The organism is Verrucomicrobiota bacterium JB022 (assembly GCA_030673845.1).
Taxonomy (GTDB): Bacteria; Verrucomicrobiota; Verrucomicrobiia; order Opitutales; family Oceanipulchritudinaceae; genus WOUP01.
In genome coordinates, this window is the sequence record JAUTCQ010000012.1 from 464,392 (window position 1) to 486,569 (window position 22,178).

Genomic DNA, 22,178 nt, shown 5'->3' on the forward strand with positions numbered 1-22,178 from the left:
CACGCTCATCGCGGCATTTTCGCGCATGAAGCAGAAGTTGCGACGCTCATTATCTTCACCTCAAGTTTATTCTGCTTTCTTTCGCGGTTGCCAAAGCAGTAGGTGCCTGCCGCAATTGGGGCATGGAGCCCAATTCAAACACGCCCCCCGTCGCCGTCGTCTGCGCTGTCCTAACGGATACCGAGGGCAACGTGCTAACGGCGAAGCGGCCCGCACACAAGAAGCTGGGCGGCCAATGGGAATTCCCGGGGGGCAAGGTCGAGCCCGGGGAAGCGCCTGCCGATGCCCTGCGCCGCGAATTACAGGAAGAGCTGGAGCTGGAAGTGAGCGCGCTGGAGCCGCTCGAACCAGTCGAGCACACCTACCCCTTCGGGCCCGTGCGGCTGATCCCGTTTCGCATCGTTTGCGATCCTCGCCCACATCTGGTGCTCAAGGAGCATACGGAGGCCCGCTGGATCGCCCCGGCCGAGTGGGAGCGGCTCGACTGGGTGCCCGCCGATGTGCCCGTGTGCCGGCAGCTGTGGCCGTAGTGGCACCGCTCTTGCCAAAGCGCCCCGGCCCGCGCACACTGGCTCCTTATGTCCGAAGATACACTGCACCGCCAAAACATCGTCGCCTGCCTGTGGGACTTCGACAAGACCCTCATCCCGGGCTACATGCAGTGGCCGATCTTCGAGCACTACGGGATCGACGAGCGCGCATTCTGGGTCGAGGTCAACAGCATGGAAGAAGTCTACCGGCAACGGGGCCAGAACCCTTCGCCCGAGATTCTCTACCTCAACCACCTGCTCACCTACACGCGGGCGGGCATTACCAGCGGCCTCAACAACGCCCTGTTGCGCGAGCTGGGGAAGAAGCTGACCTTTTATGCGGGCTTGCCGGAGTTCTTCGACCGGCTGAAGCGCATCGTCTCCGAAAACCCCGTCTACGCACGCTATGAGATCAAGCTGGAGCACTATATTATCTCCACCGGTCTGGCCGAAATGATCCGCGGCAGCGCGATCGCTCCCTACATCGACGGGGTGTATGCCTGTGAATTCATCGAGAACCCCCTGCCCCCGCACTACAACCTGCAGCAAGAGCTGGAAATGGAGCCGGGCGATTCCGAAATCGGCCAGATCGGGCGCTTTGTCGACAACACGATCAAGACGCGCTTCATCTTCGAGATCAACAAGGGCACGAACAAGATCGCCAGCATCGACGTGAATTCCAAGATCTCGCAGGAAGACCGCCGCGTGCCGATCCGCAACATGATCTATATTGCGGACGGCCCTTCCGATGTGCCGGTGTTCTCCGTGGTGCGCAAGAGCGGCGGCAAGGCTTACGCCGTCTACGCCCCGGGCAGCGAATCCGAATTTGTGCAAAACGACGAGCTGCGCCAGTGCGGCCGTGTCGACCACTTTGGCCGGGCCGACTTCCGCGAGCGCAGCGATACCTATATGTGGCTGACGACCCACGTGAAGCGCATTTGCGACCGCATCGTGGAAGAGTCGGAGCTGGCGCTGAACCGCCGCGTAGGCCGCCCTCCCCGCCACCTGCACGACGACAAGCCGCTCCGCACGCCCAAGGGGCCGCAGCAGGAGATCCTCTTTGGCGAAGGCCAGCAGGGGTAAGCGCACGCGATTGAGCTCATGAGTTGCCCTGATCGGCAAGGCGTGCAAGATCTGCCGCTGCTGCTGTCATGAAGCCTGCCTCGCCTTTTTCGCTGCCCAACGTCCGGCTGTTCATCATCTTCCGGGTGCTGGCCAATGCCCGGTATTATTACCCGGTGATGGCCAAGATGTTCCTCGACCTGGGGCTGACGCTGACCCAGTTCAACCTGCTCAACGCCATCTGGGCCGCCACGATCGTGCTGGCGGAGGTGCCTTCGGGCGCCATGGCGGACATCGTGGGCCGGCGCAACCTCGTGCTGCTGGCCGCCCTGCTGATGACGGTCGAGATGGTGGTGCTGCTGGTGGCCCCCATCGACGGCGGCTGGATGCTTTTCACCCTCGTGGCGATCAACCGCATTGCCAGTGGGCTGGGCGAGGCCAGCGCGAGCGGGGCCGATGAGGCGGTCGCATTCGATACGCTGCAGGAGAAGGGGCTGGAGGCCCAGTGGCCCCGGGTGCTCGACATCCTGGCGCGGTGGTCGGCGGTAGGCTTCTTTGTGGCCATGATCCTCGGCGGCCTCGTCTACGACCTTACACTGGTCAACACCGTGTGGCAGGCCCTCGGGGGCAGCGAAGAGCTGACGCGCGCCGACATCGTCAAGATCCCCATCTGGATGACGCTGATTCATGCGCTGGTCGTCGCCCTCGCGGCGCTGCGGATGAAGGAGCCGGAGAGTTTCGAGCGTCAACCCATGCGCTGGGCCGCCGTGCGCGGGGCTTTTCAGCAAATGGCGCGGGCGGGCCAGTGGACGCTCCAGCACCGCTTTGTGCTCTTCGTGATCATCGCCGGGGTGTTGCTCGATGCCTTCGGTCGGCAGCTCGCCGTGCTGGGCTCGGAATATCTGAGCATCATCGGCTACCCGCCCAGCATGCTCGGCTTTATCTTTGCCGGGCTCGCGCTGCTCGGGTTTTTCTACGGGCGCATCGGGCGATTCCTCGTCACGCACCGCAGCCCGGTGCAAAACCTGTTGCTGCTCTCGGGTTGTATGCTGGCGGGGCTGCTGGGGCTCGGCTTCGCCCTGCCCTACGTGGGCCTGCTCTTTTATCTGCTCTGCACCTCGGCGCTCAACTTTGTGGGCTTTTTCCACAGCCACTACCTCAACCGCGAGGTGGATTCCAAACAGCGCGCGACCGTCCTGAGCTTCAAAGGGCTGGCGATCAACCTGGGCTACGGGGCCATCGGGCTGGCCCATGTCGCCATCCTCGCCGGGCTGCAGCTCTGGTTCCCCGACGCCAGCCAGGACGTGCTGCTCACACGCTCGTTCTTCGCCTTCCCGGTGCTCTTTATCCTGGGGCTCGCCGTTTTGCTGCTGGCAGGGCGTCACTTCATCCGCCGGCAGGAGAAAATCACCGCCGTGGGCTGACTTGACAACCCAGCAGCCGCAGACCACCTTGTCTATTAATGGCACCCACTTCCACCAGCGAAGCGCGGGAGCGTATCCTCTCCGCCGCCACACGCCTGTTCTATACCAAGGGCTATCGTGCCACCGGCATCAACGAGGTGATTGCCGAAGCCGACGTGGCCAAGGCCACGCTTTACCACCACTACCCCAGCAAGGACGACCTGGGGGCCGACTGGCTGCGCCGCAAGATGACCGAAGTGAGCGCCATGATCGACGACATCGCGGGGCGCGACCTCGACCGAGCCGCCCGCGTCGACGCCCTTTTCGAGCATCTGGAGCGTAATATGGCCGACCCGGAATACCGCGGCTGCCCGTTTTGCAACATCTCAACCGAGATGCCCGACTCCGACCACCCGCTCAACGCCATCGCCTGCGAGCACAAGCGCAACCTGCGCGAAGGCATCCGCCTGCTGCTGCAGCCGCAGACGCAAGACGAGGCGCTGCCGGAAGAGCGCTTCACCTTCCTCTCCGACGCGCTGTACCTGCTCTTCCTCGGCGCATCGTCGCTCGACTTGTGCGGCGACCGCGTGGCGGCAGCGCGCACGGCCCGGCGCACCGCGCATTGCCTGCTGCAAAACCCCAGCTAGGCCCTTCGAGCGCCCCGCACACGAGAAGATTTGCCGAAAGTTATTGACACCCTACCCCGTCTCGGGTGTTTTTTCCCTTTTTCCAATTTCCCAATGAAAGTTGCCGCCAGCCTCAAGAGCCTGAAGAACCGCCACCCGAACTGCCAAGTGGTTCGTCGCCGTGGTCGCGTTTACGTGATTAACAAGACCAACCCGCGCTTCAAGGCGCGCCAAGGTTAATTTTTTGTCCGGCCCCCAAGAAAGGAATTTGTTGTGAAGCAAAACATCCACCCGAAGATCAACAACGTCTGCTTCCGCGACGTTTCGTCCGGTAAAAACTTCCTGACGACCTCCCCCCTCAAGAGTGACCGCAAGGAAACGATCGACGGGGTGGAATACTACGTGATCGTCCGCGACGTCACGATGGACAGCCACCCGGTTTACACTGGTGAAAAGCGTTTCGTCGACGCCGCCGGTCGCGTGGAAAAGTTCCAGAGCAAGTTCCGCCGCCGCCGCTAAGCGCGCTGGTCGCAGTTCACTTTTTTTTCCAAACACTCCAGAGCAATCTGGAGTGTTTCTTTTTGCCCAGGAAAGCGGCGTTTATTAAACAATCGATCCGTCAACATCCAGTTTTACTTGCCAAGTAATTGGGGATTTAAACGCTCCATGGCATGAAGATTGGGCGATTACTCCGCAATGTAACCGTCATCGCCAGCTTTGGCTGGTTGCTGACCCTTGCCCCAACCCTGGCGGCAGCCCCACAGGAATCCGGTCACGGCGCCGCCCAAGAGGCCGCCGACCATGCGCACGATGAAGGGCATGGTGACGCCGGGCACGGGGGTGGCCACCACGAAATCAGCTCCCCCGTCCCCTACGACCTGAACAAATATCAGGCGCAGGAGGAGGCCCAAGGCATCACGACCTTGGGGGGCAAATTGGCCCACCGTATTCAGGAAGATCCCTTTAACCTCGTCGCCACCATCATCTTCCTTCTCGCCGTGGCACACACCTTTGCCGCCGGCTTTTTCATGAAGCTGGCTCACAAATACGAGCACGAGCATGAAGAGAAGATCCAGCGCGAGGGCCTGACGGCTGAGGCCAAGCCCTACCGCAACGCGAAGGACGATACGAGCTTCCGCGCCACCGTCTTCCACTTCCTCGGCGAGGTGGAAGCCGTCTTCGGCATCTGGTGTATCCCGCTCGTGTTCGCCATCTTCGGCATGCACGGCTTCGACTGGCATGCCGTGACGGGCTATTTCGACGTGCTGGCCTTCCAGAACATGAAGTATACCGAGCCGCTGTTTGTGATCGTGATCATGGCCATCGCCTCGACCCGCCCCATCCTCAAGTTTTCCGAGAAGGTGCTGGGCCTCTTCGCCGGCCTCGGCGGCCGCAAACCGAGCGCCTGGTGGATGTCGATCCTCATCGTCGGCCCCCTGCTCGGCTCCTTCATTACCGAGCCTGCCGCGATGACGATTGCCGCGCTGCTGCTCGCCGCTCAGTTTTACCGCTACGAAGTGTCGACGAAGTTCAAGTATGCCACGCTCGGCCTGCTCTTCGTCAACGTCTCAGTCGGCGGCACGCTGACGCACTTTGCGGCTCCGCCCGTGCTGATGGTTGCCGGCACCTGGGGCTGGGACTTGATCCACATGTTCGACTACTTCGGCTACAAGGCCGTAACGGCCATCGTGATCGCGACCGCGCTCTACTACTTCATCTTCAAGAAGGAGTTCGTGAAGATCAATGCACAGGCCCTGGCCGAAAAGGACGCCAACCAACTGCCGGAAGAGCCCGTGCCTTTCTGGATCACCGGCGTCATCCTGCTCTTCATGGCCTGGACGGTGTTCACCCTGCACCACCCGCCGATGTTTGTGGCCGGCTTCCTCTTCTTCCTCGCCTTTGTGGCCGCTACCCGCACCCACCAGGACGATGTGAGCATCAAGGGCCCGCTGCTGGTCGGCTTCTTCCTTGCCGCCCTCGTGACCCACGGCTCGCTGCAAAACTGGTGGATCTCGCCGGTGCTGGGCAAGCTGAACGAAACCGCCCTCTTCCTCGGCTCGACCTTGCTGACCGCGTTTAACGACAACGCCGCCATCACCTTCCTCGCGTCGCAGGTGCCTGAGTTTGGCACCAACCCCGCCCTGCAATACGCCGTGGTGGCCGGTGCCGTGACCGGCGGTGGCTTGACGGTGATCGCCAACGCCCCGAACCCGGCTGGCCAAAGCCTGCTGCAAAAGTTCTTCCCGGGCGGCGTTTCTCCGCTGAACCTGGCCTTGGCCGCTCTCGCCCCGACCGCAATCGTGGCGGTGTGCTTCCTCTTCCTGCCCCACATTGGCGGCGGACACTAAGCCCACCCCGCATCATCGGTAACTTTCAGCCCGCTTCCCCAATGGAAGCGGGCTTTTTTGCGCCCCAAGCCTACGCCTCGGCAAAAAACGGGTTGTGCTTGCGCTCCAGACCGACGGTGCTCAGGCAGCCATGGCCGGGGCAGACGATCGTTGCCCCATCCAGCGACAGGATCTGCTCGCGAATGGCCTGCCGGGCGTCACCGAACTTCTCCGCCGCCACCTTGCCCATCGAGCCGGCAAAGATCGCATCGCCCACGATGACGACCGGGCACTCCAGCCCCTGCACGACGTAGGTGAGCCCAGCCGGCGAATGACCCGGCGTGGAGCGCACCTCCAGCGTCAGCGCGCCCAGCTGACGTTGCTCACCCGCGTCGATAGCCTGGGCGCCCGCGACACCTTCCGCCGGGTGGGCGAAGGCAGGCGGGTTGCCCAACGCGGCCTGGATGTCGGGCAGCGCCTTCTGGTGATCGCGATGGCCGTGGGTGAGGAAGATGGCCTTGAGGTTGAGGCTGTGGCGGCGCACGGCCTCGACCACATCGGTCGCGTCTTCCCCGCAGTCGAAAAGCCAGGCGTCCTTGGTCGCCTCATCCCACACGAGGTAGAGATTGACGGTCGCGCCCGGGTAAAGGGTCGCCGGCTGGTTGATCGGTAGCAGGCCCGGCACCGGGCTCACGCGGGGGGCATACTGGCGCAGGGCAATCTCGCCCAACGCGGCAGGCTCCAGCTCCAGTGCGGCGGCAAGCGGCGCAATCGACTCTTCGTGGAATTCGCCCTCCTTGGCCGCCTGGATGGCAAACATGCTCAGGCCGGAGCGCTCCATCAGCTGCAGATCGGTCAAGCCGAGGCCGCGCTGGGCCTTGCCGATGATGTCTTCGTAAAGGTCTTCGAGGGGATAGGGTGCGGAGGTTTCCATGCCCTACACAAGAGGTCGCCGCCCCGGAAAATGCAACCTCGGGCGTCAACTGTGCTGCGCCAGATACTCCCGCAAGAAGGCCTGCGCGCCTGCCTCGTCTTCGAAGGCCCCATCGAGCTGCGCCTCGTAGGCCGCTTCGAGGATGGCCTTGAACTGCACCCCTGGGCGAAGCCCGGCGGCGATGAGGTGGCGGCCAAGGAGGAGGGCTTTGGGAGCGGCATCTTGCACCCGCAGCTCTTCGGCCCGCGCCGTCAGCCAATCCGCCGCCTTGCAGGGCTCGCCCGGCAGCGGCGGACGCCCCCCGTAGTCCGCACGCAGCACGCGCAGCAATCGGTCGAGCCGGCCCACATCGCGCGCGAGTCGGCGAATCGCCCCACTGCCCGCCTGTTGCGTGTAGAGCATATGCGGGCGCATGTGGGCGAGCACCAGCGGCACGACCGATTCCACCAAGTCCTTGTGCTGGGTAAAGCGGGCGAGCAGGGCGCGTGTTGGCGCCTCGCCCTCCACATCGTGACGCGGGGAGCGCCAATGGCCTTCGCTAAAGGCGGTCGTGGCCGGTTTGCCCAGATCGTGGCACAAAACGGCGAGCCCCACCACGAGGTCTTCCCAATCGTCGCCGGTACGGTGGCGGGCAAAGAACTCGAGGCAGTGCAGCGTATGCGCCCACACATCTCCCTCCGGATGCCACTTGGGATCTTGCGGGCAATCGATCAGCGCGGCCAGCTCCGGGAAGTATTGCACCCAGCCCGTCGCACGCAGGAATTCAAGCCCCAGCGAGGGGCGCACGCCGCGCAGGACCAGCTTTTTCCACTCTTCGTAATAACGCTCAGGCGACAGGCCCTCCGGCGTCATCGTGCGGCAAAGCTCCACCGTCTCCGGGGCCGGGGTCAGCTCAAAGCGGGCGGCAAACTGCATCCCGCGCAGCACCCGCAGCGGATCCTCGGCAAAGGCGGGCGAGGTGTGCCGCAGCACCCCCGCTGCAAGGTCGGCCTGACCGCCATGCGGGTCGATTACTTCGCCCGTCAACGGGTCGCCATAGAGGGCGTTGACCGTAAAGTCGCGCCGTGCCGCCGCCTCCGCCACCGAGAGGAAGGGATCGGGCGCGATCTCGAATGCCTGGTGCCCCTGCCCTGTCTTGCGCTCGCGGCGAGGGATCGCCACGTCCAGATCGTTGGAGGTGACTTTGTAGATGCCGAACGACTTGCCCACCGCCGCATACGGGCCCACCTGCTTCAGCAAGGCCTCCAGTTGACTGGGCTGCAGGCCGAAGACCTCCATGTCCACATCTTTGGTCGGTTGGGCCCGCAAGGCGTCGCGCACGACACCCCCGACGAGCAGGGCTCGACCACCTGCTTTTTGGGCTTGTTGCGCCAGATTCTCAATAACGCCCTGTAGATTTGAGGGAATATGTGGGTAAAAATTCACTTAGAACGGCTTCCCGAGGCGGGATTGAATTGATTCACCTCTGAGAATTAACAAGCTGTGATCTATCGTCAATGGAGTCGCGCAATATCAGTCAACTCACCGTCCTGGTGGTGGAAGACGACCCTTACGGTCTCAACTTTTTCCGCTACTGCCTGGAGGAGGCGGGGTACCGCGTCTACACTGCCGCCGACGGTCTGGAGGCCCAGCGCATCATCGAGCATTTGGGCTCCAGCACACTGGACGTGCTCCTGACGGATTTCCGGATGCCGAACCTAAACGGCATCGAACTCACACGCTGGCTGGCAGAGCTGGATCCAACGCTGACGGTGATCATGATCACCGCGCAGGGGGAGAAAAACCTCGTGCAGGAGAGCCTCACGCTGGGGGTCTTCGACTTTCTGGACAAACCGGTGCGCGCCGAGCACCTCACCCAGACGATCTACCGCGCCTCCAACGAGACTCACCGCCGCCGCAAGATCCGCAGCGAGCAGGCCCAACTTTCGCAGGTTGCCGCGCTCGACTCCGGCCTCAACACCTGGCTTCCGGATGCCCTGGGGCAGACGTGCCGCGTGCAGTATCTCCCCCTGCATCAGGCGGGAGGCGACTTCTTTTACGCCCACCAGGATGAGGGCTCGGATTGGCTGATGGCCGGGGATGTGACGGGGCACGACTTGCGGGCCTCGTGGCTGGCCGCGTTTTTCCAGGGCATGATCCGTGGCCTGGCCGACGAGGGGCGCGAGCTATTTGCCGCGCTGCCCCGGTTCAGCCGCTTTATCCTGCAGGAATTTGCCCCCCTCGCCCGCCAGACGCGCCAGCGCCCACCCAGCCTTGCTGTAACGGTCGCACGCGTGCACCAGGAGACGGCCCGGCTCGAGATCATCAACCGCGGGATGCCGCCGGCCTGGCTGATCGACGTCGACGGTTTTGTCCAGTTTGGGCCGGTGGGCGAGCACCCGCTGGGCTGGAGCGATTATCCCACCGCCGAGCCCGTGCATTGCTCCACCGAGCGCCTCGCCGCCATCTGCCTGCTCAGCGACGGCATTTACGAGCTTGCCAGCACCCTCGATGTCGACCCGTTGGCCTTCGGCTATCGGATGCAACAGGCCAAGGAGCGTTTTCCCACTGCAGATTTTCAATCAACGGACGATTTGTTGTTGGTAAGGTATAGCCTTTCCCCCGAAACGACGATGGATGCCCAGTTCCAACCCATTTTTCAAGAAAGCTACGCCGGCAGCGAAGTTGAGAACATCGACCAACTGCAAGAAGTCTGGCGGCGCAGCCTACAGTTTGCCCTCGAAGAACAGCTAGGCGACCGTCTGTACGACTTGCTGATCTGCCTGCGCGAAGGTGTGCTCAATGCCTTGACCCACGGCTGCGAAGGCCAGAGCGACAAGGTGGCAACCCTCCATATCAGCATCAACCGGGCAGAAGAAGTCGTCCGCGTGCGGATCGACGACCCGGGCAAGGGCCACCGCTTCGACCTCGAGGGCCGCCTGCAGCAACTGCAAAAGCCCGGCGGCCCGCACCTCGGCCTCAGCATCATTTCTCACCTCAGCGACCGTCTGCAATTGGAGCACGGCGGGACTTCGCTCGTCTTCGATTTTTCGCTCCGCACCCCCTCTTCCTGATGATCCAGCCTGATTTCGACCGCGTGCGTCGGCGCCTGTATCTGGTGTTCGACGAGAATATCATCAGCACCCAGCTAGAGCCCTTGAGCAAGACGGTGGAGGAGGTCTTGCAGGCCCACGAAAGCCTCGGGCCGCAAGTGATCTACTTCGACCTGCGCGAGCTGCGCATGATCGACTCAATGGGCCTGCACTGGCTCTTCGAGGTGATGCGCGACCAGCACGCCCTCGGCCGCAAGCTGATCCTCCAGATCGCCAGCCCGGCCATCAACAAGGTCGTGACCTTTGGCGGCCTCGGTCAGCTGGCCGAAATCAAGTTTCGCCGACGCAGCCAAGTGCGTTAGCCCTCCCTTCTATTCTGCGGCAAAAATGGCTTCGTAGCCGGCGCGAAAATCCCCATAGCGGGGCGCCCAGTCGAGCGCAGCCTTGGCCTTCGCGGCGGAGACTTGCCGATGCGGGCTGGTCGTGCGGCCCATGCGGCGACGACGCGCCTGCCGGGGGCCGTCCAGCTCGGGATTAAAGCGCACGTCTTCGATCCCGAGGCGCTGGGCGATCCAATGCACCACCTCGGCCTTGGTCTGGGGCGCGTCGTCGGCCAGGTTGTAGACGCCCGAAGCGCCCACCGGAGCGGCAAAACAGGCAAAGATGCCCGCCACGATGTCGTCGAGGTGGATGAGGTTGAGGAAAAAGTCGCCCGTGCCGGGGAACTCCCGGTGTCCCTCGCGCAAGCGGTCGAGCAGGTAGTGCCGGCCCGGCCCGTAGATGCCCGCCAGCCGCAACACGTAGGCCCGTTCCACCCCATCCGGCACCGGTTGTAGCAGCCCCTCGGCCTGCAGGAGCACGCTGGCCATCTCGCTGTCGCCATCGGTCGCGTCGTCTTCGGTCACCACTTCGCCCCCAGTCTGCGGATAGACGGAGGTGCTACTGGTGTAAACGAGCGCCCCGACTTGCCGGTTTTTGGCCCACGCGAGCACCGACTGCTGGCCCTCCAGATAAGAGCGCCGATAGCCTTCGATGCCCCCACCCCCGCCGCTGACGGCGTTGAGCACGTAGTCGACCGGGCCCGGGATTTCCTGATGCCAGTCGTCGCTCGCCAGATCGGCGACCACCGTGCGGCAACCGAGGGCTTGAAGTTGGGCCGCCTTTTCGGGGTTGCGCGTCAATGCGGTGACGCGCCAGCCCCGGCGCAGGGCTTCTCGGGCGACCGCGCCGCCGACGTAGCCACAGCCAAAGATCACGAGTTGGGGGTTCTCCTTGCTCTCCATGGCGTGAATAAACGATTGCCCAGCCGCCGGTGCAACGTTTCGCTCGCGCTATGATCTCGCTCGACAACATCAGCTTCGTCCGGGCTTACCTGCAGGGCCTGCAAAACCGCATCTCCTACGGCATGGAGCACCTCGACCCGCAGGCCGAGCACCGGCGCGACAGTTGGGAGCGTGAGGAGGGCGGCGGCGGCGAGTCTCGCGTGTGGGCCGATGGCGCGATCTTCGAAAAGGCGGGCGTCAACTTCTCCGACGTGCGCGGCAAGGAGATGCCGGCCTCGGCCACCGCCCACCGTCCGCAGCTGGCAGGCAAGCCCTTCCGCGCGATGGGCGTCTCGGTCGTAATGCACCCGTTGAACCCGTTTTGTCCCACCAGCCACATGAACGTGCGGCTATTTGTGGCCGGGCCGCTGGCGGAGGGCGAAAAAAGCAAGCCGAAGGACAATGTGTGGTGGTTTGGCGGCGGCTTCGACCTCACCCCGTTCTACCCCTTCCCCGAAGACGTGCGCCTGTGGCACGCCGCAGCCCGCAAGGCGCTGGAGCCATTTGGGGAGGAGGACCAGTATTACACCCAGTTCAAGGAGTGGTGTGACCGCTACTTCTTCCTGCCCCACCGCGACGAGACCCGGGGCGTGGGCGGTCTGTTTTTCGACGATTTCAACGAGCTGGGTTTCGACGACTCGTTTAACTTGATGCAGGCGGTGGGCGATGCCTATTGGCCGACCTACGAGGAGATCCTGAAGCGCCGCCACGAGACGGAATACACCGAGCATCACCGCCAGTTCCAGCTCTACCGGCGCGGGCGCTATGCCGAGTTCAACCTCGTCTACGACCGGGGCACCTTGTTCGGCCTGCAGAGCCGGGGCCGCGTGGAGAGCATCCTGATGTCGATGCCGCCGCTGGCCCGCTGGGTCTACGACTGGAAGGCGGAGGAAAACAGCGAAGAGGCCCGCTTGCACGAGTTCCTGCAGCCGCGCGACTGGCTAAGCGAGCCAACCGGCGCTTCCGCTTGATTAAACGTAGGCGGGCACGCATCGTAAGTGCTTCATGCCGCTCTTGCTCGCCGCGACCGCCGACTACTCTTACGCCAGGATCCTGCTCGCTGCCCTGCCGATCTTCGCGGTAACGCTGACGGCCTTCGGGCTGCGCTGGCGCGGCCTTTGGAAGAGCGAGGGCGATGGCCCGCTGCTGTGGCTGCTGGTGCACGTGCTGATGCCCTGCCTGCTCTTCCGCCTCGTCAGCGGCAACGCGGTGTTGATGGACCCGCTCGACGTGATCTGGCCGCCGCTGGTGGGCTTCAGCCTCGTCTTGACCGGCTTTGCCCTGGCGTGGGTCGTAGGCGGCTGGATGGGGCTGCGCGTAGGGGCCGGGCGGCGTACCTTCGCCTTCGCGATCGGTATCTTCAACTACGGCTACATGGCGATCCCGCTCGTGGAGGCCCTTTTTGGCCCGACCGACACTATGGGTGTGCTCGTGGTCCACAACCTGGGCATCGAGATGGCGCTGTGGACGGTCGGCATCATGCTCGTGTCGGGCGAATTCGCCAAGGGCTTCGTTTCCAAGCTCTTCAACCCGCCGGCCATCGCGCTGATCCTGGGGCTGGTGGCGAATTTCACCGGCCTCTACGCCCACATCCCGCCGTGGCTCGACCGCACGCTGCTGTTTTTTGGCAACTGCGGCATCCCGGTGGGCCTGATCCTCGCGGGAGGCACGCTCGCGGAAGTGGCCAAAGCGGGTGCGTGGAAGGAAAACCCGCGCACGCCACTGGTCGGGACGCTGCTGCGGCTCGGCATTCTGCCCGCCGTGTTCCTGCTCGTGGCCGTACTGCTGCCGCCCAGCCTGCAAGACCTGCGCCGCGTGGTGGTGGTGCAGGCCGCGATGCCGGCCGGCATGATCCCCATCGTATTGGCCAAGCACTACGGGGGTGAGCCCAAGGTGGCCGTGCAGATCGTGGTGGCGACGACCGTCGGCGCGTTTTTTACGATGCCGTGGTGGATCCGCGTGGGGCTCGGCCTGATCGGCGAAGGCTGATTCGGCAGTTTGGTAGTAACAGCCGTGCAATTCGCGACTTGTGCTTCCCGGTCGATTGTGTTGAATCCTCTTTATGGGCGACGATGCTCAGTGGACGTTTTTTTCAAATCATGCGCATGTGCTGATCGCACTGGCGCGTAATCCTTATCAACCGCTGCGGGAAGTTGCCCTGGCGGTCGGCATCACCGAGCGCGCGGTGCAACGCATTGTAGCCGATCTGGAGGACGGCGGCTACCTTGAACGCAGCCGCGAAGGTCGTCGCAATCGCTACACGATCCACCTCAAGCGCCCCCTGCGCCACCCCCTGGAAGCGCATTGCGAGCTGAGAGAGCTGCTGCACCCGCTGCTCTCCAACGAGGTGACCGAAAAGATCGAGGACTAGCCTCGCCCACCGCATCTGCCAACAGAGAATTCGCTGGGCGGTGGCGCTTTCTGGCTTTTATTGGCTCGGCTCTGCCATTATAAATGAAGTGTATGGATCAGCGTCTGGAATCAGCAATCAAGAATCGCACCGGGCAGATCGTCTCGCTGCAAATGGCCTGGAAGCAAGCCGTGGAGCAACTGCTCTCCGCCGGCGCCGCTGCCGACGACGCTCTCCCGCTCATCAAGGCCGCACCTGAGCCGGCCACCTTGCGACGCCTGGCCCGTATGCTGGGGCACGACCAGCACCCGCGCCACGCGCTGGAGCAGTTGTTCGACGCCGTCGACGCATCCTCCGAAAATCTGGCGACCTGGCTGAAAGGCCTGGCCGTGCTGCAGCTGTGGCTCGAAAATGAAGGCCGCGCCACCACGCTCCAACAGGCCACGGGCTATGTCGAATGCTCCAATGCCGCCAACGAAATGCAGGTGACGAAGCTGGAGCTCGACGCCATGGTCGAGAGCATGCTCGAAGCCTACGGCTACTCGGGCGACGACCCTTCGCAGAACTGCCTTTAGGCGCCGTTAGCCGCCACTGCGCACGGCGCGGAAGCCTTCGGCCTCCAAACGCTCCATCACCGCTTCGACCCGGTCGCCCTGCACCTCGATGGCTTGACCGCGGACGGTGCCGCCCGTGCCGAGGGCGGTCTTGAGGCGTTGCACGAGCGCCTGCAGCTCCGGCTCGCCCAAGCCGATAAAGCCGCTGATTTCCGTCACCGTCTTGCCCCCTCGCCCAGCCTTCACACGGCGTACGTCGACGCGCATGCGGGGCTTCTTGCGGGCGGGCGCCCCCAAGGCCGGAGACGGCGCATTTAGGGTTTCGCGGCGTGGCAGAGCCGCCAGCTCCCCCAGCCCATCGAGAGAGCTAAAAGCGCTTTGCCCCAGGCCGGAGCCTCCTTCGGTCGAGATACGCTTGCGTGAATCAGCCATGGCGGGAGTGTTGGCAAACGCCGATGGATTGCAACCCTCTGCCGCAGTCCCCTCGGCAACGGCTCCACCTAAACGAGCTGATGCTCACGCAGATAAGCATGCGCCTTCTGGTAAGAACGGTTTTGCAGATAGTGGCGCAGGTGAGGGTGTGCGCGCTTCAACTCCGGCTGCGCGTGAGCGGCGTCGAGGCGTTGCAGCGCCTCGGAAAGGCTGAGGCCCTGCGCCTGCCCGGGCTGGACGACCACTTCGAGGGCTTCGTTGATCTCGGCGTAATTCATGCCGATATGGTGAAGTAACCCGCCCGCTTGGCAAGCCGCCGCTGGTGGGTACATACTTATAAGAAACATGCGCGGCATTTTCGCAGCTTATCATCAGGCTCTAAAGGCCAGAAACGGTTGCAAGCACCCCGCGTTGATTGACAATAGGATATTGCTCAACCGCAGACTGCTGAGTGAAGGCTCATGAAGAATCCGACATTTGCGACCCGCTGGAACGCTGACCTGATTGACGAGAACTACGCCCGTTGGCAAGAGGACCCCGCTTCGATCGACCCGACCTGGCAAGCCTTTTTCGAAGGCTTTATGCTGGCGGCCGGAGGCGGCTCCGCCCCGGGTGTAAACGGCAGTGCGGCCAGCGCCCCGAGCGATCAGGATGCCCAGCACCGGGCGATCAAGCAGGCCCGCTTTACCGGCGCCATCTACGCTTATCGCTCGATCGGGCACACCCAGGCCAACATCAATCCGCTCTACAAGGAGGGCGAAGCCCCGAGCAACCCGCGCCTGACGCTGGAGCGCCTCGGCTTTGAAGAAGCCGACCTCGACGAAGTCTACTGGACGGGTAATTACATGGATGGCACCTACATGTCCGTCCGCGACCTGCTGGATGCGCTCAATGAGACCTATTGCGGCTCCATCGGCGTGGAATACCTCCACATCCAGGAGACGCCGATCCGCCGCTGGCTGCAGAGCAAGATGGAGCCGAATCGCAACCGGCCCCAGTTCGACGCCGCGCAAAAGGGCCGCATCCTCGACCGCCTGATCAAGGCCGAGCAGTTCGAAAAGTTTCTCCACACCCGCTACGTCGGCCAAAAGCGCTTCGGCCTCGAAGGCGCGGAAACCCTCATCGCGGCCATCGACAGCATGGTCTACGTGAGCCCGCTGCACGACGTGAAGGAGATCATTATGGGCATGGCCCACCGCGGCCGCCTCAACGTGCTGGCCAACGTGCTGCGCAAGCCGTTTGCGACCATTTTCCACGAGTTTTCGCCCAACTACGTGCCCGATACCAAGCATGGCGACGGCGACGTAAAGTACCACCTCGGCTACTCCTCCACCGTCGACAGCACGGCCGGCGAGGGCCAGGTGGAGCTGCACCTCACGGCCAACCCCTCTCACCTCGAAGCCGTCAACCCGGTGGCCGAAGGCCGTGCGCGTGCCCACCAGCGCTTGCGTGGCGACACGGCGGAGCGCAAGCAGGTGGTGCCCCTCCTGATCCATGGCGACGCGGCATTTGCCGGCCAGGGCGTCGTGGCCGAAGTGCTCAATTTCTCCCAGCTGCCCGGCTATCAGACCGGCGGCACGATCCACTTCATCATCAACAACCAGATCGGCTTTACCACCGACCCGGCCGAGGCCCGCTCGTCGCTCTATTGCACCGACGTGGCCAAGATGATCGAAGCCCCGATCTTCCACGTCAACGGCGACGACCCCGAAGCCGTGGTGTGGGTGACGCTGCTCGCCCTTGAGTTTCGCCAGAAGTTCGGTCGCGACGTGGTGATCGACATGTATTGCTACCGCCGCCACGGCCACAACGAGAGCGACGAGCCGGCCTTTACCCAGCCCACCCTCTACAAGCAGATCAAGGATCACCCGAATGTCAGCGACATCTACGGGCCCAAGCTGATCGCATCGGGCGTCGGCACCAAGGAAGACATGGAGGCCATCGTCAAGCGCCGCCACGACGCCCTGGAGCGCAGCTACGAAGAGATGAAGCAGAAGGAGGCCGATGGCGACGAAGTGGTGCCGCCGGAAGAAGCGCACGTGGCCAATTACCAGCCCGGCTACGCCTTCCGCGACGTCAATACTGCCGTCGACACCAACGAGCTGAACTACGTGGCCGAAGAGCTGACGCGCATCCCCGACGGGTTTAACCTGAACCCGAAGATCAAGCGCCAGCTGGAGACCAAGCTCAAGAATTACCAGGACGACGAGGGCATCGACTGGGCTTTTGCCGAGTCCCTCGCCTGGGGCACGCTGATGCTGGAAGGCTACCATGTGCGCCTCAGCGGTCAGGACGTGCAACGCGGCACCTTCAGCCATCGCCACGCGGTGCTGTTCGACGCCGTGACGCGCGAGAAGTACATCCCGCTGATGCAAATGGAGAAGCGCGAAGGCATGCTCTGCGTGCACAACTCGCTGCTCTCCGAAGCGGCGGTGCTCGGCTTCGACTACGGTTACTCGCTCGACTACCCCAACATGCTCTGCATGTGGGAGGCCCAATTTGGCGACTTCGTGAACGGTGCGCAGGTCATCATCGACCAGTTTATCGTCTCCAGCGAGACGAAGTGGCAGCGCGTGAGCGGCCTCGTGATGCTCCTCCCCCACGGCTACGAAGGCCAGGGCCCCGAGCACTCCAGCGCCCGCCTCGAGCGCTTCCTGCAGCTCTGCGCGGAAGACAACATCCAGGTGGCCAACGTTTCCACCCCGGCCCAGCTCTTCCACATCCTGCGCCGCCAGATGCATCGCGACTTCCGCAAGCCGCTCATCATGATGGCCCCGAAGAGCCTGCTGCGCCACAAGGAGTGCGTGAGCAAGAAGGCGGAATTTACCGAAAGCTGCTTCCGCTCCATCCTCCCGGATGCCGAGGAAGTGACGACCCCGAAGCGCGTCATCATGTGCTCCGGCAAGGTCTATTACGACCTCATCGCCTACCGCCGCGACAACGAGATCAAGGACACCGCCATCGTGCGCGTCGAGCAGTTCTACCCCTTCAACGGCGAGTTGCTGGGCGAGATCCTGCAGCAATACGCGAGCTACGAAAATATCGTGTGGTGCCAGGAAGAGCCCGAAAACATGGGCGCCTGGACCTTCCTCATGCCGCGCCTGGAGAAGGTGATCGGTCGCCGCCCGCTGTATGCCGGTCGCGATGCCGCCGCCAGCCCGGCCGTAGGCTCCCTCGGGGTGCACCTCAAGGAGCAGCAAGACCTCGTCAAGGCTGCCTTCACCCTCACCGCCTAACTCCTCTATCCCGTCCTTTCGATTGACCCGGCGGCGCGGTCGTTCCATCCTGTAACGACCGCCCGTCACTTTACCGATCAGCTCCTCATGGCTACCGAAGTCAAAATACCCGCCCTCGGAGAATCCATCAGTTCCGGCATTCTCGCCACCTGGCACGTGCAGGATGGCGACATGGTCGAAGCTGGCCAAACGCTCTACGACCTCGAGACCGACAAGATCACGTCGGAAGGCACCGCCGAAGTCGCCGGCAAGATCACCCTGAAGGCCGCCGAAGGCGACGAGGTGGAGATCGGAGCCGTCGTGGCCGAAATCGACGAGAGCGCGAGTGGCGGCGACAGCAAGGCCAAGGACGAAGGCGCCAAGCAGGAGCCCTCCACCTCCGAGAAGGAGCCGGTCAAGGCCGAGTCTGACTCGCCGGAGCAAAAGGCAGTCAAGCAAGGGGGCAACGAGCACCAGAGCCCCGCCGTGCGCCGCATTGCCGAAGAATCGGGTGTCGACCCCAAGGGTGTCGACGGCTCCGGCAAGGGCGGTCGCGTGACCAAGGGCGACATGCTCGAAGCCGTCGAGCGCAAGGGCTCCGCCCCGGAGAAGGCCGCCAAGGCCGATGCCCCGGCCCCGAAGCCTGCCGCGCCCAAGCCCTCCGCCGGCGAGCGCCAGACGCGCAAGAAGATGACGCCCCTGCGCAAGACCATCGCCAAGCGCCTGGTCGAAGCCACGCAGGAGACCGCCATGCTCACGACCTTCAACGAGGTCAACATGGAGCCTGTCATGACGCTGCGCAAGACGCACCAGGACGCCTTTGTGAAGCAGCATGGTGTGAAGCTCGGCTTCATGAGCTTCTTTACCAAGGCCGTGGTCCACGCGCTCAAGGCCGTGCCCGAAGTCAACGCCCAGATCGAGGGCGACGAAGTGGTGACCAACCACTACTACGACATCGGCCTCGCCATGAGCACCCCGCGCGGCCTGATGGTGCCCGTCGTGCGCGATGCCGACCAGAAGAGCTTTGCCCAGATCGAGCAGGACATCCTCGACTACGCCAAGAAGGCCAAGGACGGGAAGATCACGATCGAAGACCTGCAGGGTGGCGTGTTCACGATCACCAACGGCGGTATCTTCGGCTCGATGCTCTCGACCCCGATCATCAACCGCCCGCAGAGCGCGATCCTGGGAATGCACAACATCGTGGAGCGCCCGATGGCCGAAAACGGCCAGGTCGTCATCCGCCCGATGATGTATGTCGCCCTCTCCTACGACCACCGCCAGATCGACGGCAAGGAAGCCGTGACCTTCCTCGTGAAGGTGAAGCAGGCCATCGAAGACCCGACCCGCCTGCTCTTCGGCATCTAAGGCGTTTCCGCGCTTTCCCTTTCCGGCCCGTGGCGAAACACCGCTGCGGGCCGTTTTGTTTTATGCTGACAAGGGGGGCGAAGTCGCGTAGGCCATACGCACTACCCGCCGTGATGGCGGCTCCAGCCCATGAAACGCGCCCCCCGCCTCTACCTCTTGTGCCTGTTGCTCGTCGCGGGCTTCTTCGGCGGCTGCGTCACCCAGCCCACCGCCACGCTGCAATTCGTAAGCCCCGACGCGAGTCCTGAGCTGCAGCAGCGCCACGCCGTGCACTACCTTTTTGCGCACCGCATGCTCCCCGGAATCGTCAAGAACGAGCCCGACGACATCGCGCGCGGGCTCGCCTCCTGGCCCGAGATCTACCTTCGCCGCCTCTGGTTCGAGCTGGAAGATATCAACGTCGACTACGTGAACCAGCACGTCGAGCAGATCCGCGCCGAAGCCTTCGAGGGAGCCGAAGCCGATTCCAAGATCTACGTGATCGAGCTGCCGCCACCGGAATTCACGCCCCAGGCCTACCGTGTGGCCGTAGTCGTGCCCAGCCGCGCCGACCGCCCGAGCTATTACACGCTGGAGAAAAGCTTCCTGATCGAGGATGGCAGCGGCCGGCCCGACATGCAGCTACAGCTCGCCTTTTTCGGGGCATGGGACGGCCTGACGCACTACAACCTCGGCATGTACGATGTCATGAACAGTCAGGACTTCGCCGACCTCGTCCGCGAATCCCTGCAGGCACCCTTTGCCGAGCAGATCGACGCGACCCAGGATGTGCAAACCCAGCCCTCTGACGAAACGCCCGCCGTGCCCGCTTCATGAACCGCGCCCCCCTATTTCTCCTCACTACGCTGAGCCTGCTCGGCCTCACCGGCTGCGAAACCGCCGAATCGAAGGCCGCCAAAGCCGCAGAAGCCGCCGCCACCGCGATGGGCGAGGTGTGGATGGAGCCCATTACCGAAGCCGAACAGCAGCAGCACCGCGCACACTACTACTTCGCCCATCGCGCCCTGCCCCATGCGATTTACAACGACGCAGAGCTGCTGGCGACCGAGCTGAACAGGCAGGGCGTCGAATACCTGCGCCGCCTCTGGGATTCGATGGCCGATGCAGCCCCCGCCTACGTGCCAGCCCAGCGCAACGAGGTGCAGTTGAGCATCGAGAACGGAGCAGACGGCAGCACGATCTATTTCATTACCTTCCCGGAACCGCAGTTCTTCCCGCAGGCCTACTACGCGACCTTTGTTTACCCGGCACCAGCGGGCATCCACAGCTACTATACGCTTGAGATGAGCCGCCTGCACCGCACGCCCGAGAGCGAAACCCAGTATGCGGAGATCGGGGCGTGGGAAGGACCCCAGCACCTTGAATTTGGCTCGTCGGAAGTGATCAGCGAGGGCGTTTTCCGGGCCTTGATCCGCCGCGTCGTGGCGGGGGAAACCTCGCTCAGCCCTCAAGGACTCTCGAATACCGGAAACCGGCACGGTCAACGTTGAGGAATAGGCGCGCGTCCTTGCCAAGCGACCGGAAACCGTGCAGGCTGGCGGCTAGTCATGTCTGATACCTCTTTCGATGTCATTGTGATCGGCTCCGGCCCCGGGGGCTACGTGTGTGCGATCCGCTGCGCCCAGCTCGGGCTGAAAACCGCCGTGGTGGAACGCGATGCCGCTCTCGGTGGCACCTGCCTCAATGTGGGTTGCATCCCCAGCAAGGCGCTCCTCCACAGCTCGGAATTTTACCGCGAGGTGGGCCACAGCGAAAACCACGGGGTGAAGGTCCAGGGCCTCGAGCTCGACCTCGCCCAGCTGATGAAGCGCAAGGACGAGGTGGTCAAGCGCATGAACGGCGGCGTGAAGATGCTGCTCGACAAGCGCGAGGTGAAGGTCTTCCAGGGCACCGGCGAGCTACAAGGCTCCGGCAAGGTCAAGGTGACCCCCGCCGAAGGCGACGCGCAGACGATTGAGGGCAAGAACATCATCCTCGCGACCGGTTCCGTGCCGGTGGAGTTGCCCTTCCTCAAATTCGACGGTGATCACGTGGTCTCCAGCACCGAAGCGATTGCCTTCGACAAGGTGCCGCCGCGCATGCTCGTAATCGGTGGCGGCGCAATCGGTCTCGAGCTGGGCTGCGTGTGGTCGCGCCTCGGCAGCGATGTGACGGTGGTCGAATTCCTGCCCACCATCGCCGCCGGCTCCGACGACGATATTTCCAAGCTGGCCGAACGCATCTTCAAGAAGCAGGGCCTCACCATCCACACCAACACCAAGGTGACGGGTGCCGAGATCAAGGACGGCGTCGTGACGCTCAAGGCCGAGCAAAAGGGCAAAGAAGTGACCTTTGAAGCCGAGAAGGTGCTGCTTTCCGTGGGCCGCAAGGCGTTCACCCAAGGCCTCGGCCTCGACAAGGCGGGCGTGGAGCTCGACGAGCGTGGCCGCGTAAAGGTGGACGACCACCTGCGCACCAGCGCCAAGGGCGTCTGGGCCATCGGCGACGTGATCGCGGGCCCGATGCTCGCCCACAAGGCCGAGGAAGACGGCGTGGCGGTGGCCGAGTGGATCGCCGGTAAGGCAGGCCATGTAGATTGGAACCTGATGCCGGGCGTGATCTATACCGACCCGGAAATCGCCAGCGTAGGCCTGACCGAACGCGCGGCGAAGGAAAAGGGCATCGAGGTGAAGGTCGGCAAGTTCAACCTCGCGGCCAATGGCCGCGCCGTGGCACAAGACGCGACCGACGGCATCGTGAAGATCATCGCCGATGCCAAGACCGACCGCTTGCTCGGGGCCGCCATTATCGGCCGCGGCGCTTCGGAAATGATCGCCAGCGTCGTCGGCCACATGGTCTACGGCGGCAGCGCGGAAGACCTGGGCCGCACCGTGCACGCGCACCCCACCGTGAGCGAGTCGATCAAGGAAGCGGCCCTGGCCGTCGGCAAGGCTGCGATCCACGCCATCTAGGCTTCGCCGCCAACCCCACTTTCCCAGCCCGTCCTTCTACCGGACGGGCTTTTTTTGCGGCCTGGGCTTAAC

At 63.6% G+C, this 22,178-nt stretch carries 23 protein-coding genes; 18 read left to right on the forward strand and 5 right to left on the reverse strand.

Annotated features, from left to right (window positions below; translation table 11 throughout):
• Positions 1–122: 122 nt before the first annotated feature.
• The 7 genes from Q7P63_08690 to Q7P63_08720 all read left to right on the forward strand — a co-directional run bounded on the left by Q7P63_08690 (position 123) and on the right by Q7P63_08720 (position 5,969).
• Complete coding sequence (locus Q7P63_08690; GenBank protein MDP0500165.1) at positions 123–530, forward strand: NUDIX domain-containing protein; 408 nt, start codon at positions 123–125, stop codon at positions 528–530.
• Between the two features lie 48 nt (positions 531–578).
• Positions 579–1,613, forward strand: coding sequence for a haloacid dehalogenase-like hydrolase (locus tag Q7P63_08695; protein ID MDP0500166.1), 1,035 nt, complete (start codon positions 579–581; stop codon positions 1,611–1,613).
• Between the two features lie 68 nt (positions 1,614–1,681).
• Positions 1,682–3,016, forward strand: coding sequence for an MFS transporter (locus Q7P63_08700; GenBank protein MDP0500167.1), 1,335 nt, complete (start codon positions 1,682–1,684; stop codon positions 3,014–3,016).
• Positions 3,017–3,054: 38 nt separating this feature from the next.
• Complete coding sequence (locus Q7P63_08705) at positions 3,055–3,642, forward strand: TetR/AcrR family transcriptional regulator (protein ID MDP0500168.1); 588 nt, start codon at positions 3,055–3,057, stop codon at positions 3,640–3,642.
• 93 nt (positions 3,643–3,735) lie between these two features.
• Positions 3,736–3,861 (forward strand): type B 50S ribosomal protein L36, encoded by a 126-nt coding sequence (gene ykgO / locus Q7P63_08710; GenBank protein MDP0500169.1) that lies wholly within the window; start codon positions 3,736–3,738, stop codon positions 3,859–3,861.
• A 33-nt stretch (positions 3,862–3,894) separates the two neighbouring features.
• Complete coding sequence (locus Q7P63_08715; protein ID MDP0500170.1) at positions 3,895–4,140, forward strand: type B 50S ribosomal protein L31; 246 nt, start codon at positions 3,895–3,897, stop codon at positions 4,138–4,140.
• A gap of 152 nt (positions 4,141–4,292) precedes the next feature.
• Complete coding sequence (locus tag Q7P63_08720; GenBank protein ID MDP0500171.1) at positions 4,293–5,969, forward strand: putative Na+/H+ antiporter; 1,677 nt, start codon at positions 4,293–4,295, stop codon at positions 5,967–5,969.
• A gap of 70 nt (positions 5,970–6,039) precedes the next feature.
• Here the strand turns inward: Q7P63_08720 and Q7P63_08725 are convergent, their stop codons facing one another.
• Both Q7P63_08725 and Q7P63_08730 read right to left on the reverse strand, forming a co-directional pair.
• Positions 6,040–6,882, reverse strand: coding sequence for an MBL fold metallo-hydrolase (locus Q7P63_08725; protein ID MDP0500172.1), 843 nt, complete (start codon positions 6,880–6,882; stop codon positions 6,040–6,042).
• Between the two features lie 45 nt (positions 6,883–6,927).
• Positions 6,928–8,256 carry an HD domain-containing protein gene (locus Q7P63_08730; GenBank protein MDP0500173.1) on the reverse strand — a complete coding sequence of 443 codons (1,329 nt, stop codon included), beginning with the start codon at positions 8,254–8,256 and terminating at the stop codon, positions 6,928–6,930.
• A 122-nt stretch (positions 8,257–8,378) separates the two neighbouring features.
• Here Q7P63_08730 and Q7P63_08735 point away from each other — a divergent pair, with 122 nt between their 5' ends.
• Positions 8,379–9,935 (forward strand): response regulator, encoded by a 1,557-nt coding sequence (locus Q7P63_08735; protein MDP0500174.1) that lies wholly within the window; start codon positions 8,379–8,381, stop codon positions 9,933–9,935.
• Entirely contained in the window at positions 9,935–10,276 is a 342-nt protein-coding gene (locus tag Q7P63_08740; protein MDP0500175.1) for an STAS domain-containing protein, read from the forward strand. The genes Q7P63_08735 and Q7P63_08740 overlap by 1 nt, the downstream gene beginning before the upstream one ends.
• A gap of 9 nt (positions 10,277–10,285) precedes the next feature.
• On the opposite strand, the gene Q7P63_08745 is transcribed toward Q7P63_08740, so the two are convergent.
• Positions 10,286–11,197 (reverse strand): NAD-dependent epimerase/dehydratase family protein, encoded by a 912-nt coding sequence (locus Q7P63_08745; protein MDP0500176.1) that lies wholly within the window; start codon positions 11,195–11,197, stop codon positions 10,286–10,288.
• A gap of 53 nt (positions 11,198–11,250) precedes the next feature.
• Here Q7P63_08745 and hemF point away from each other — a divergent pair, with 53 nt between their 5' ends.
• From hemF to Q7P63_08765, 4 genes are all read left to right on the forward strand, one after another.
• On the forward strand, positions 11,251–12,207 hold the full coding sequence (gene hemF / locus Q7P63_08750) for an oxygen-dependent coproporphyrinogen oxidase (protein MDP0500177.1): 957 nt from the start codon (positions 11,251–11,253) through the stop codon (positions 12,205–12,207).
• A gap of 34 nt (positions 12,208–12,241) precedes the next feature.
• Positions 12,242–13,225 carry an AEC family transporter gene (locus Q7P63_08755; protein ID MDP0500178.1) on the forward strand — a complete coding sequence of 328 codons (984 nt, stop codon included), beginning with the start codon at positions 12,242–12,244 and terminating at the stop codon, positions 13,223–13,225.
• A 73-nt stretch (positions 13,226–13,298) separates the two neighbouring features.
• Positions 13,299–13,607, forward strand: coding sequence for a winged helix-turn-helix domain-containing protein (locus tag Q7P63_08760; protein MDP0500179.1), 309 nt, complete (start codon positions 13,299–13,301; stop codon positions 13,605–13,607).
• 92 nt (positions 13,608–13,699) lie between these two features.
• Positions 13,700–14,161 carry a hypothetical protein gene (locus Q7P63_08765; GenBank protein MDP0500180.1) on the forward strand — a complete coding sequence of 154 codons (462 nt, stop codon included), beginning with the start codon at positions 13,700–13,702 and terminating at the stop codon, positions 14,159–14,161.
• Between the two features lie 6 nt (positions 14,162–14,167).
• Here the strand turns inward: Q7P63_08765 and Q7P63_08770 are convergent, their stop codons facing one another.
• Both Q7P63_08770 and Q7P63_08775 read right to left on the reverse strand, forming a co-directional pair.
• The gene (locus Q7P63_08770; protein MDP0500181.1) at positions 14,168–14,572 is read right to left on the reverse strand and encodes a translation initiation factor; all 405 of its coding nucleotides are present in this window, start codon (positions 14,570–14,572) and stop codon (positions 14,168–14,170) included.
• Positions 14,573–14,640: 68 nt separating this feature from the next.
• Positions 14,641–14,850 carry a hypothetical protein gene (locus Q7P63_08775; GenBank protein ID MDP0500182.1) on the reverse strand — a complete coding sequence of 70 codons (210 nt, stop codon included), beginning with the start codon at positions 14,848–14,850 and terminating at the stop codon, positions 14,641–14,643.
• 183 nt (positions 14,851–15,033) lie between these two features.
• Here Q7P63_08775 and Q7P63_08780 point away from each other — a divergent pair, with 183 nt between their 5' ends.
• The 5 genes from Q7P63_08780 (at position 15,034) to lpdA (ending at position 22,106) form a co-directional block, all read left to right on the forward strand.
• Positions 15,034–17,808, forward strand: coding sequence for a 2-oxoglutarate dehydrogenase E1 component (locus tag Q7P63_08780; GenBank protein MDP0500183.1), 2,775 nt, complete (start codon positions 15,034–15,036; stop codon positions 17,806–17,808).
• Positions 17,809–17,895: 87 nt separating this feature from the next.
• Positions 17,896–19,155, forward strand: coding sequence for a 2-oxoglutarate dehydrogenase complex dihydrolipoyllysine-residue succinyltransferase (gene odhB, locus Q7P63_08785; GenBank protein ID MDP0500184.1), 1,260 nt, complete (start codon positions 17,896–17,898; stop codon positions 19,153–19,155).
• Between the two features lie 129 nt (positions 19,156–19,284).
• The gene (locus tag Q7P63_08790; protein MDP0500185.1) at positions 19,285–19,971 is read left to right on the forward strand and encodes a hypothetical protein; all 687 of its coding nucleotides are present in this window, start codon (positions 19,285–19,287) and stop codon (positions 19,969–19,971) included.
• Positions 19,968–20,645 (forward strand): hypothetical protein, encoded by a 678-nt coding sequence (locus tag Q7P63_08795; GenBank protein MDP0500186.1) that lies wholly within the window; start codon positions 19,968–19,970, stop codon positions 20,643–20,645. The genes Q7P63_08790 and Q7P63_08795 overlap by 4 nt, the downstream gene beginning before the upstream one ends.
• A gap of 57 nt (positions 20,646–20,702) precedes the next feature.
• The gene (gene lpdA, locus Q7P63_08800; GenBank protein MDP0500187.1) at positions 20,703–22,106 is read left to right on the forward strand and encodes a dihydrolipoyl dehydrogenase; all 1,404 of its coding nucleotides are present in this window, start codon (positions 20,703–20,705) and stop codon (positions 22,104–22,106) included.
• The last annotated feature ends 72 nt before the right edge of the window (positions 22,107–22,178 follow it).